This is a genomic window from Meiothermus sp. CFH 77666 (assembly GCF_017497985.1).
Classification (GTDB): Bacteria; Deinococcota; Deinococci; order Deinococcales; family Thermaceae; genus Meiothermus.
The window spans coordinates 144,870-156,076 of sequence record NZ_JAGDFV010000003.1; the positions used below are offsets into that span (position 1 = coordinate 144,870).

Sequence of the window (11,207 nt, forward strand, 5' to 3'; positions counted from 1 at the left end):
CCTCCTTGCCTTGAAGCTAACCTTCCACCGTTACCAAAGCATTACCAGCGAGGCAGCCCAGCCAGCCCACCAAAAGCCTTGTGCAGACGTTCCTCGGCTGCCCCCCGCACGAACTCGAGCCGGGTTCCATAGGCCTCGGCCAGTTCGGGCAAGACCTGCTTGAGTTCCACATCCTCGATGCGCCCGGCCCCATGCGCTACGGCGCCCTCCATGCTGCCCCCCACCCAGCCATCCGGGGCGCGGTAGACCTTACCCTGGGGGTTCCAGGGGGCTACCAGCAGGTGCAGCCGGCCCTGCTGCAAGAGCTCCAGGGTCTGGTCCAGCCCGGTTACCCCACGCTCGGCCAGCTCGGCCAGGAGACGGTTTTCCCGTTCGCGCTCGAGGGGTTCCAGCACATCCTGCACCAGCTTCAGCACCTCGCCCGCCGGGGCGCGGGGGGTGGGCAGGGAGGGCAGGGTAGCCAGTACCCGTTCGCGCAGCCTTCTGGGAAGCAGTTCTTTGAAGACCTGCACCTCGGCTTTCTGTCCGACCAGCACCAGCCGCTGGATGTTGCGTTCACTCATGACCTGCTCGAGTAAGCCCGCCAGGCGTTTGTAGAAGCGGTGGATCCAGGCATCCAGCCGACGCTCGAAGCGGTCGGTGTTGGCCGCTGCCCGGTGGATGCCCCCCTGGCCGTAGCGCCGCCCTGGGCTGTCCTGGGTGAGCTGGTTCCACTCCTGGGTGGGCACGGCCCGGAAAGCCCCCGGCAGCTCCTCAATCTCGCCCAGGTAGACCTCGAACATGCGCCATTTCTCGCTATCCAGATAGACCACCCCCACCCGGTCGTATTCGTCCAGCACGTAGAGAATGGGGGTCAGGTAGGGCTCGCCCCAGCGGGCTTCGACGCCCTCCACCAAGGGCAGATCCACCTGCAGGTCGTAGATTTCCATCCAGCTCCCGGTGGCAAAGAGCACCCGGCTGCGGGCCTGGGGTAGGTTATGCTCGAGCGCCTCCAGCACCTTTTTGCGTACCTCGGGGGGCGTTTTTGTGGCCTCCAGCGCCTCTCGAGCCCTGAGCACATAAGCCTTACCCTGGTTGCTCGGATTGGCTGGGTTCACATCCAGATACAGCGACAAGACCGGAGCCACCCTGGGAGCCACAAACTCGCGTATGTAGCGGGTACCTTCCTGAGTCAACATGGCAACCTCCTTCTTTTCTATGGGCTGAGAGGTCAGGTGCTCACTGTGCCTCCTGGTTTGATTCAAACCCAGGCCAATTACCTATCCATTACAGTTGCGGGTGTTGGGAGGTCTGCTCATTGGCGAACGGCTCCTTGCCTCAAGCCTGTGGGCTGTTTGAGCGCAGGCCACGAACCTCGTGATAGGGGGCGATGGGTTCACCCTGCTTGATGTGTTCGGCCAGCGCCTGGGTTTCGGGCATGGGGGTATCGCCCAGCTCTTCATGCAAAAATTTCACGAAGCGACGGTAATGCTCGATGGCTCCAAAACGATCTCCTGAGGCGGCCAGACACCACATCAGGCGTTGGTGGTAGTTCTCGCCGATATAGGGGTCGGTCTTCAGGGCCCGCTCGAGGTAAAGGGCAGTGGCCCGCCAGTCTTCCCGGTCGTAGTGGATCAGGGCAACCTCGAGCAGCGCTTGCACATAGGCGGCCTTGTGTTCCTCGCGGGCCTGGGAAACCCAGTTGGTCGAATAACCTGGTAGATAATCGCCCCGATACAGTGATATGGCTCGCAGGTAGCTTTCCAGGCGCAGGGCTTCATGGGTCGCACGCTGGCCTTCGGCAAGGGCCTGGTAGAAATCGTATAAATCGGTGCTGTGCAGAATCTCTTCGGCCAGGCGGTACCGACCGTGATCCTCCAGGATGGCCGCGGGGTTCCCCAGCGCGGTGCGGATTCGAAAAACCGTTACCCTGAAGCGGTTGTTGGCGATGGGGTCGGGGTCGAGACCCCACAGGGTCTCGAGGATTTCTCCCTTGCTGCGACCCTCTGGGTAGGAAAGTAGGTAGAAGAAGAGTTCTTCCGCTGTGTGGGCGTGCCAGACGGCTGGCCGTCCGGCCACCAATACCTCCACCTGGCCCAGGGTGCGCACCCGGAGCGCAGGCGTAGCCTGTTCTGAACGGGTTAGCATCCTTTTCATGTCTTAATTTTGTTACAAATCCATTACCGCTTCATCCGCCATTTGGAGTAGATGAGCCGCTGACCAGATTTGGAGTGCGCTGGACAAAGGAAAAATGAGGGGGCAACCTTGCCCCAGGGTTGGCGGGAAGCGATGAGGCCTGGCCTGGGGGCGCTCGACCCTTGCCCCCGCACCAGCGGTAACACCCTGGTAATGGCCTGGGCCCACTCTAAGCTCAGATGAGCTGGATTCAAGCAACAGGAGGTGCTTGTGTTTCATCACATCTTGGTTCCTGTTGGGCTCGGAGTGGGTAGCCAGGCTGCTGCCCAACATGCCCTCAATCTTTCCCGCTGGCTGGGTTGTAAGGTGACACTGGTGCATGTGCTCGAGGACGCCGAGGGCTCGGTCTACGAGACCTTCGCCAGAATGGTGCAGGGGGCCCGCCGCCAACCCACGGTATTGCTGGTGGAGCCCTACGGCCAGACCATCGGCGCGGTGGTGGCCCAGACCGTCCAGCAAACCCACGCCGACTTGATTGTGATCGGCTGCCACGATGCCGCCGAGCAGACCTCTGAGGTGTTGGGGCCTACCGCCCAGAGCATTGTGGCCGACGCCAGTGTACCCGTTCAGGTGGTTCCCACTGCGGCGCTGGTGCAGCGTAAACCCTGGCTGCAACGCTTCGCAGTTCCCGAGGTGCACGAGATTTGACGCCTGCTGCGAGGGGTTGGGGTAGTGCCTACTAATTACTGCGTTGTAAAGACACCCATACACTTCTCTAAGGCCATACAAGCCCCCTCCCTACGACGTAGGGGAGGAACGAAAAGGCGTTTACCACGGCTTCTGCTAGAGAGTACAACATAGGTCATGGCGTAGCTGCGTAACTCAACCACAATGGACGCATCTGTACCGGTATTTGTTCGACTGTGTACTGAAGCCTACAAACTGTCGAGGCTAACTGCTTGGATTTGCACTGTCTTGTGCGTAGACTCTTCTTTGTGCGCCGAAGCCAGCTTTTAGGACTGCTCTACCTCAACCTGGCTACGCTCTTTTGGGGCAGCACGTTTGTGCTGGTGAAAGATGGCCTGCAAACCCTGGGGCCGGGCCAGATCAATTTTGTGCGCTTCGCCATCGCTACGATGGTCTTTGTGCCCTTCCTCTTCCGGCGCGACCTCAGGCTGTGGCGGGCAGGCCTCGAGCTCGGTGCGGTGCTGTTCGTGGCCTACCTGACCCAGACCATTGGCCTGCAATACACCACGGCCAGTCGCAGCGCCTTTATCACCACGCTGTATGTGGTGGCACTGCCCCTGCTGCTGGGAATGCTGGGGCACCGCCTGGGCTGGCCCATCTGGCTGGCGGCGGGGTTGGCGGTGGGGGGCGTGGGGCTGTTGTCCTACGACGGCTCGCCCCCCAACCTGGGCGACGTTTGGACGCTGGGCACGGCGTTTTCGTATGCCCTGTACATCTGGCGACTGGAGGGCTTTGCCCGGCGCTTTCCGGCCCTGCCGCTCACCGGTATTCAGATGTTGACGGTCACCCTGCTCTCGCTTTTCTGGATGCTCCTGGAAGGGCCTGGCTGGAATGCCGAGGGCTTCCCCTACCTTTCGCTTTTGTACCTGGGCCTGGTGGCCTCGGCGCTGTGCATCTGGTTGCAAGCCCTGGGTCAGCGGCTGGTGCCCGCACCCCAGGCAGCGGTGATTTTTACCCTCGAGCCCGTCTATGCCGCCGCGTTTGCCTATGTTTTGCTGGGTGAACGGCTGGGCTGGCAGGGGATGCTGGGGGCGGCCTTGATTATCGCTGCAACCCTGATCAGCCAGCTCAGGAGCGCCAAACCCCACCCCGAGCAGATTACGCCGGAGATCTAGCGGAAGCGCACGTAGCGTTTGAGGTTCTCCCAGGTTTTGGGGCCGATGCCCTTGACCTTGGCCTGGAGTTCCCTGGCATCGCGGTAGGGGCGGTTGCGGATGATCTCGCGGGCAATTTTGGGGCCAATGCCGGGGAGGGCCTCGAGCTCGGCCTGGGTGGCGCTATTGATGTTGACGACCCTGGGGGCATTTGGGCTCTGAGCCCAGGTAAGGGGCAGGGTAGCCGGGCCCATGAGGGCCAGCAAAAGAAGAATGCTCTGCAGTGCTTTCACGAGGCTTCCTCCTGAGATAGGGTTCTGCGAAAACCATACCAAAAGACCCAACCGGGCAGCAAGCTTGGGTATATTGGCGGAATGAAGTTTTCATATCCCTCTGCGCCCACAGCCCCGGTTATAGAGGACTTGCACGGTGTCCCGATTCCCGACCCCTACCGCCCCCTCGAGGATCCCCACGCCCCCGAAACCCGGGCCTGGATCGAGGCCCAGAACCGGCTTACCTTTGGCTATCTGGAGCAAATTCCCCTGCGCGAGGCCCTGCGAAAGCGCCTGGAAGAACTCTGGAACTATCCCCGCGTGGTCAGCTTCTTCAAACGGGGTGGACGCTACTTCAGCCTGCGCAACGACGGCCTGCAAAACCAGAACGTGCTCTACGTGCAGGAGAGCCTCGAGGCGGCCCCCCGGGTGCTGCTCGACCCCAACACCCTCTCCGAAGACGGTACGGTGGCCCTGACCAACTATTCGGTGAGCCGCGATGGGCGCTACCTGGCCTATGCCCTGAGCCAGAGCGGCTCGGACTGGCTCGTCTGGAAGGTGCGCGAGGTGGAAAGCGGCCAGGACTTGCCCGACGAAATCCAGTGGAGCAAGTTCAGCACCGCGGCCTGGCTGCCCGACAGCAGCGGGTTTTTTTACAGCCGCTACGACCCTCCCGCCGAGGGTGCCGATTACACCGGGGCCAACTACTTCCAGAAGGTCTACCTGCACAAACTGGGCACCCCCCAGCACGAAGATGTGCTGGTCTACGGGCGGCCCGACCAGAAGGAGTGGGGCTTTCATGCCTTCGTGACCCACGACGGGCGCTACGAGTGCCTGCATGTGTGGAGGGGCACCCACCGCGAGAACCTTTTCTTCTACCGAGCGTATGGCTCCGGGGAGCCTTTTGTAGAGCTGGTGGGCGAGTTTGTGGCCTCGTTTGACTTTATTCGCAACCAGGGCTCCCGCTTCTACTTCAAAACCAACCTGGAAGCCCCCAGGGGCCGGGTGATAGTGGTGGACGTGGCCAGGGGCGGGCTGGAGGGCCACGAGACCCTGGTGCCGGAGGGGGAGGATGTCCTCGAGTTCGCAGAGGCAGCGGGCGACGTGCTGGTGCTGGGCTACCTGCACCACGCCAGCCACCGGCTGGAGATGGTTGACCTCGAGGGCCAGTCCAGGGGCCCCCTGCCCTTGCCTACCCTGGGTATGGTGCCTACCCTCGCCGGGGAGGAAGACGACCCGGAGCTCTTTTACGGCTTCACGTCCTTTCTGTATCCCGTCACCCTGTACCACCACCATCTCGCTACCGGCCAGACCCAGACCCTCTTTGCCCCGCCCCTGAACTTCGATCCGAGCCGCTACGAAACCCACCAGGTGTTCGTAACCAGCCAGGACGGTACCCAGGTGCCGCTGTTCCTGGTACATAAAAAGGGTCTAGAACTGCGTGGCGAAAATCCCACCCTGCTCTATGGCTATGGGGGCTTCAACATCTCCATGACCCCAGCCTTCAACCCTGGGCGGCTGGTCTGGCTCGAGCAGGGCGGGGTGTTTGCCCAGGCCTGTTTGCGCGGGGGCGGCGAGTACGGCGAGGAATGGTACCGAGCCGGTACCCTCGAGCGCAAACAAAACGTGTTCGACGACTTCATCGCCTGCGCCGAGTGGCTCATCGAGCAGGGCTATACCCAGCCCAAGCGGCTGGCTATTCAGGGCGGCTCCAACGGAGGTCTGCTGGTGGGGGCCGTCATGACCCAGCGCCCGGAGCTCTTCGGGGTGGCCCTGCCCGCCGTGGGGGTGCTGGACATGCTGCGCTTCCACAAGTTCACCATCGGCTGGGCCTGGGTCTCGGATTACGGCTCGCCCGACGACCCCAGCCAGTTCCGTTACCTGCTGGCCTACTCGCCCCTGCACAACCTGAAGCCCGGCACCCACTACCCCGCCACCCTGATCACCACCGCCGACCATGACGACCGGGTGGTGCCCGCCCATTCCTTCAAGTTTGCGGCGGCCCTGCAAGCGGCCCAGGGGGGTGAAGCACCGGTGCTCATCCGCATCCAGATCAAAGCCGGGCACGGCCTGGGCAAGCCCACCCGCATGCTCATTGAAGAGCAGGCCGACCTCTACGCCTTTACCCTGCATCAGATGGGGCTGGCATAGCCTGGGCGGCCTGTAGCAAGGCCAGCACCTCTTCGTCGGAGGTTTGGGGGAAGTGTTCGTACCACAGGCCCACCGCCTGGAAAAAAGCGGGGGTCTCGAGGCAGACCACCTCGTCTACCAGGCTTTGGATCTCCGCTATCGTATCCGGGGGCGCTACCGGCACAGCCACCACCAGGCGTTTGGGGTGTTGTCGCTGGGCTGCTGCAATAGCCGCCTTCATGGTGGCGCCGGTGGCCAGCCCATCGTCAACCAGGAGCACGGTTTTACCGGTCAGATCGGGGAAAGGCTTATGGCCTCGGTACAATTGCTCCCGGCGCTGTAGTTCGGCCTGTTGCTGCCGTTCTACAGCCAGGATGGTCTCCGCCGAAATCTGCAGGCTCTCTACAATTTCTTGGTTGAGTACCCGCCCCCCACCCGAGGCAATAGCGCCCATGGCCAGCTCTTCGTGGCCGGGGGTGCCCAGTTTGCGTACCACCCAAACGTCCAGCGGGGCACGCAACCGGCGGGCTACCGGATAGGCCACCGGTACACCCCCCCTGGGCAGGGCAAACACCAGCAGATGGGGTTCCCGGTCGTACCCCAACTCCACCAGTCGCTCGGCCAGCAGCTCACCGGCCTGGTTGCGGTCTTTGAAGGGTTTCATGAAACCTCCTTGGGGCTCTTGTAAGTTTGTAGTCTCTGATTATCCATTGGAACGCCGAAAGCCGAGGGCCGTGTTTACAAAAGGTCATCATCCAGCATCTAAGGAACACCAACAGACAGAAAGTGGCTTCAGCTATCCTTATGCCCCCTTTTTCACCTTCAGCCTAGAATCGGGGCATTACCAAGCGGTTACAAGTGCTGCTTGAAGCTTCTCAGATGTGGATAGGGCGTCATTCAGGGCATGGCGTGCCCGCTATACTGCTTCAGGTGAGCCAAATTCGAGCCGATGGCCTCTCCAAGTTTTATCCGGTAGCCCTCAAAGAGCCGGGGTTCGTGGGCACGCTGCGACACTTTTTCCAACGCAAATACCGTCAGGTAGAGGCTGTTAGAGACGTTTCGTTTGCGATTGCACCGGGCGAGGTGGTGGGCTTTTTGGGGCCCAATGGGGCCGGTAAAACCACCACCCTCAAGCTGCTTTCGGGCCTGATTTACCCCAGTGCCGGGCAGGTGGAGGTGGCCGGACACCAGCCCTTCAAGCGGGAGCATGCGTTCTTGCGCAAGATTACCCTGGTGATGGGCAACAAGCAGCAACTAATCTGGGACTTGCCAGCTGCCGATAGCTTTCGGGTCAACGCCGCCGTGTATGAGATTCCCGATAACGAGTTCAAAAAACGGGTGGGCGAACTGAGTGAGATGCTGGCACTGGAGGGCAAGCTCAACCAGCCGGTGCGCAAGCTGAGCCTGGGTGAACGCATGAAGGCCGAGCTGCTGGCAGCGCTTTTGCACCGGCCCCAGGTCTTGTTCCTGGACGAGCCCACCCTGGGGCTGGATGTGAATGCCCAGGTGGCCGTGCGGGAGTTTTTGCGCGAGTACAACCGGCGTTACCGGGCCACCATTCTGCTCACCAGCCACTACATGGCCGATATCACCGCCCTGTGTGAGCGGGTCTTGATGATTCATCACGGGAAGCTTATTTACGACGGTGGGTTGGGGGGGTTGCTCGAGCGCTTTGCCCCCTACCGTGAGGTACATATCCAGCTTGGGCAACCCGTGGAGAAAGACCGACTGGCGCAGTATGGCGAGCTGCGCGAACTCGAGGGGCTCGAGGCTCGGCTCCTGGTTCGGCGGGAGCAACTGGTGAGCGGGGTCAGCCAGATGCTTCGTGAACTGCCCATAGACGACCTCGAGGTGCGGGAGCCGGCCATCGAAGAGGTGATCGGACAGGTGTTTGCCGATACCAGGCTGATTGCTGGGTCAATGGCCGATGGTCTATAGCCGATAGCCAAAGGCTGAAGGCTGAAAGCCAAAGGCCAAAGATAGAGATGGTGGCGAACCGCTCTGGTTAGGGCGCCATGGGTAGCCGTGCGGCTCTACACCGAGTGGGTCAAGGTCTTTGCGCAGAGGCTGTTTGAAGTTCACAAACCCTGTCGTTTGTTCGTGTGCGACGGAATGAACTGCACTGCATCGGCCAGAGGGCTATTGGTGCACCTTTGCTGGGTGCGTTAGGCTGTGGGTACTGCTATGGAACGCGCTCATTTGTTGGATAGGCTGGCCTCTGAAACGTTCGACATCCTGGTTATTGGGGGAGGCGCCAGCGGAGCCGGGGTGGCGCTGGAAGCGGCCAGCCGGGGGCTCAAAACTGCCCTGGTGGAGCGTTACGATTTTTCGGAGGGCACCTCGAGCCGCAGCACCAAACTGATTCACGGCGGGGTACGCTACCTGGAAATTGCCATCAAGACCCTGGATCGGGTGCAGCTCAACCTGGTGCGCGACGCGCTGCATGAGCGGGCCATCATGCTCAAGAACGCGCCCCATCTTTCCCGCCCCCTGTGGCTCCTGACCCCCCTGTACAGGTTTTGGGAAGCGCCTTACTACTACACGGGGTTGAAGATCTATGACCTCCTGGCCGGCAAAGCCCGTCTGCAACCCGCGCAGTACATCAGCGTCAAGGGAACCCTGGAACGTTTTCCATTGGTCAACCCCGAGGGTTTGAAGGGCGCGGTGGCCTATCAGGATGGGCAGTTTGACGACGCTCGCTTCAATGTGGAGCTGGCCCTCACCGCAGCGCAGCAAGGGGCGGTGGTGCTTAACTACGCAGAAGTGACCGGGCTGCTCAAGCAAAATGGCCAACTATCGGGGGTAGTCGTCAAGGATGGGCTGGGAGGCAGAGAAATAGAGGTGGCTGCGCGGGTAGTGGTCAACACCACCGGCCCCTTTTCCGACGCGATTCGGCGCATGGATGACCCCCACACTCCCCCTTTGCTCAAGGCCAGTTCGGGTATTCATATTGTGCTGGACAAGAAGTACAGCCCTCCTGACACGGGCTTGCTGATTCCCAAAACCGAGGACGGGCGGGTGGTGTTTGTACTGCCCTGGCAGGGTGGAACCCTAGTAGGCACGACCGACGAGCCGGCACAGGTTGTAGATCACCCCAAAGCAACGGAAGAGGAGATTGGCTATGTGCTCAGACAGGTAAAGCCCTACCTGGGGGAGATTCCCCGGGCGTCTGTGCGGGCTAGCTGGTCGGGCCTGCGCCCGCTGGTTTCGCGCCCCGAGGCCGACACCGCCCGGCTGGCCCGCGACCACCTGATTCAGAAAAGCGCTTCGGGCCTACTCACCCTGACGGGGGGCAAGTGGACCACCTACCGCAAAATGGCCCTGGATCTGGTGAACTATGCCATTCGGCAGTTTGGATTGCAAGCCGGCCCCTCCCGCACCGAGCAAATTCCGCTTTTGGGTGGGCAAGGTTTTGAGCCTGAGGGAGCGAAAAAACTCGAGCAACTAGGCTTTCCCCCCGATGTGGCTGAGCACCTGCACCGCGCCTACGGCGCCCGCGCCCAGGCAGTGGCCCAGATTGCGGCGGAAGGCTACCAGGCGCGGCTGGCGGTGGAGTGGCCTTACCTGGAGGCTGAAGTGATTTATGCAGCCCGCCACGAGATGGCTTACACCCCCCTGGATGTGCTGGCCCGCCGCACCCGGTTGGCGTTTCTGGATACGCTGGCGGCCCTGGCAGCCACCCCGCGGGTTGCTGAGCTTATGGGCCAGGAGCTGGGTTGGGATTCAGAGAGGGTAGGCCTCGAGCAGGAAAAAGCAAGAACCCAGATCCTGAACGCTATCTAGTGCTTTGCAAACAAAGCTGAAACCCCTACCAGTACAGGCCCAGGCCCAGCTCGTGCAGGGCCTGATGGCGGGCTTTGTAGTCGGGCATGATCTGTTCGACCAGAGCCCAGAAACGCGGGCTGTGGTTGAGCACCTTGAGGTGAGCCATCTCGTGTACAACCACATAGTCCAGCACCCGCAAGGGCAGCATCACCAGCCGCCAGTTGAAACGCAGCTCGCCCTTGGCGTTGCAGCTTCCCCAGCGCTTTTTCTGATTGCGGATTAGCACGGTGGGCATGCGCCAGCCCAGTTGGTCGGCGTAGTGTTGCACCCGGCGCACAATTACTTCTCTGGCTCGAGCCTTGTACCAGTCCTCGAGCATCTCCCGTACTTCTTTGCTCTGCATAGAGGAAGCATTGGCCTGCACATGCAATACATTGCCCTTGAGGGCCACTGCTGCTTTGGGCCTGGTTTTGGCGGGTGCAAAGTTGAAATCAAATAACTCGGGCTGCATCGAGGAACCGGGCTTGTGACGCCCCCGCCTGGGGCGAGGGTCGGCACCCTCGGACTGGATTTGTAGGCTGACCCGGCGGCCCAAATACAAAAACTCCTCCCCACTCACAAATCGCTTGCGCGGCCCTGAACGGCTCTTGAATTCGGTGTATTTTTCCGCAATCCAGCGGGCTTTGGTGTTCACCAGCGCAAAGACCTGTTCCAGGGGCATTCGGCGGGGTGCGGCAACCCGCACTCCCTGCACATCAATGGTGATGCCCACCGTCCGGCGGCGGGTACTGCGGCGGATGGTATAGCGGATGGTTTTGTTCTGGTAGTAAAGCGTGGCCTTTTCCGTGTCTGGCATCCGGACTTAATCCTATCCAGAACGTGTAAATCAAATGGTGAGATGAGAGCTTGCAAAGTTAATCTTTAGGCTATTTATGAGTCTATCATTACTACGCTTACATAATCACTGGTGCTAGTCACAAAACGATGTCAGCTATACACAGGTCTGGGGAAGCAGCGATGAGGTTCAGGGCGATGATGAGGTAAGCCCACCAAGCGGTAAAGCCAAGTTCAGTACGGTGATGGC

General features: G+C 61.1%; 10 protein-coding genes. 5 read left to right on the top strand and 5 right to left on the bottom strand.

The window, feature by feature from the left end:
• Positions 1-41: 41 nt before the first annotated feature.
• Positions 42-1,178 carry a VLRF1 family aeRF1-type release factor gene (locus J3L12_RS03060; protein WP_208013569.1) on the bottom strand — a complete coding sequence of 379 codons (1,137 nt, stop codon included), beginning with the start codon at positions 1,176-1,178 and terminating at the stop codon, positions 42-44.
• A gap of 139 nt (positions 1,179-1,317) precedes the next feature.
• Positions 1,318-2,136: a BTAD domain-containing putative transcriptional regulator gene (locus J3L12_RS03065; protein ID WP_208013570.1), complete on the bottom strand. Its 819-nt coding sequence runs from the start codon at positions 2,134-2,136 to the stop codon at positions 1,318-1,320.
• Between the two features lie 249 nt (positions 2,137-2,385).
• Here J3L12_RS03065 and J3L12_RS03070 point away from each other — a divergent pair, with 249 nt between their 5' ends.
• Both J3L12_RS03070 and J3L12_RS03075 read left to right on the top strand, forming a co-directional pair.
• Positions 2,386-2,823: a universal stress protein gene (locus tag J3L12_RS03070; RefSeq protein WP_208013571.1), complete on the top strand. Its 438-nt coding sequence runs from the start codon at positions 2,386-2,388 to the stop codon at positions 2,821-2,823.
• 287 nt (positions 2,824-3,110) lie between these two features.
• Positions 3,111-3,977: an EamA family transporter gene (locus J3L12_RS03075; RefSeq protein ID WP_208013585.1), complete on the top strand. Its 867-nt coding sequence runs from the start codon at positions 3,111-3,113 to the stop codon at positions 3,975-3,977.
• Here the strand turns inward: J3L12_RS03075 and J3L12_RS03080 are convergent.
• The gene (locus tag J3L12_RS03080) at positions 3,974-4,249 is read right to left on the bottom strand and encodes a helix-hairpin-helix domain-containing protein (protein WP_347708822.1); all 276 of its coding nucleotides are present in this window, start codon (positions 4,247-4,249) and stop codon (positions 3,974-3,976) included. The genes J3L12_RS03075 and J3L12_RS03080 overlap by 4 nt on opposite strands.
• Positions 4,250-4,330: 81 nt before the next feature.
• On the opposite strand from J3L12_RS03080, the gene J3L12_RS03085 reads away from it, so the two are divergent.
• Complete coding sequence (locus tag J3L12_RS03085) at positions 4,331-6,379, top strand: prolyl oligopeptidase family serine peptidase (RefSeq protein WP_208013572.1); 2,049 nt, start codon at positions 4,331-4,333, stop codon at positions 6,377-6,379.
• Here J3L12_RS03085 and J3L12_RS03090 read toward each other — a convergent pair.
• Positions 6,351-7,022, bottom strand: a complete 672-nt coding sequence (locus J3L12_RS03090; RefSeq protein ID WP_208013573.1) for a phosphoribosyltransferase — start codon at positions 7,020-7,022, stop codon at positions 6,351-6,353. The two genes, J3L12_RS03085 and J3L12_RS03090, sit on opposite strands and share 29 nt — an antisense overlap.
• Positions 7,023-7,288: 266 nt before the next feature.
• On the opposite strand from J3L12_RS03090, the gene J3L12_RS03095 reads away from it, so the two are divergent.
• Together J3L12_RS03095 and J3L12_RS03100 are read left to right on the top strand one after the other, a co-directional pair.
• On the top strand, positions 7,289-8,296 hold the full coding sequence (locus J3L12_RS03095; protein WP_347708823.1) for an ATP-binding cassette domain-containing protein: 1,008 nt from the start codon (positions 7,289-7,291) through the stop codon (positions 8,294-8,296).
• 246 nt (positions 8,297-8,542) lie between these two features.
• Positions 8,543-10,141, top strand: coding sequence for an FAD-dependent oxidoreductase (locus J3L12_RS03100; protein ID WP_208013575.1), 1,599 nt, complete (start codon positions 8,543-8,545; stop codon positions 10,139-10,141).
• A 25-nt stretch (positions 10,142-10,166) separates the two neighbouring features.
• Here the strand turns inward: J3L12_RS03100 and J3L12_RS03105 are convergent, their stop codons facing one another.
• A complete protein-coding gene (locus J3L12_RS03105; RefSeq protein WP_208013576.1) occupies positions 10,167-10,979 on the bottom strand; it encodes a SprT family zinc-dependent metalloprotease in 813 nt (270 codons plus the stop codon).
• Between the last annotated feature and the right edge of the window lie 228 nt (positions 10,980-11,207).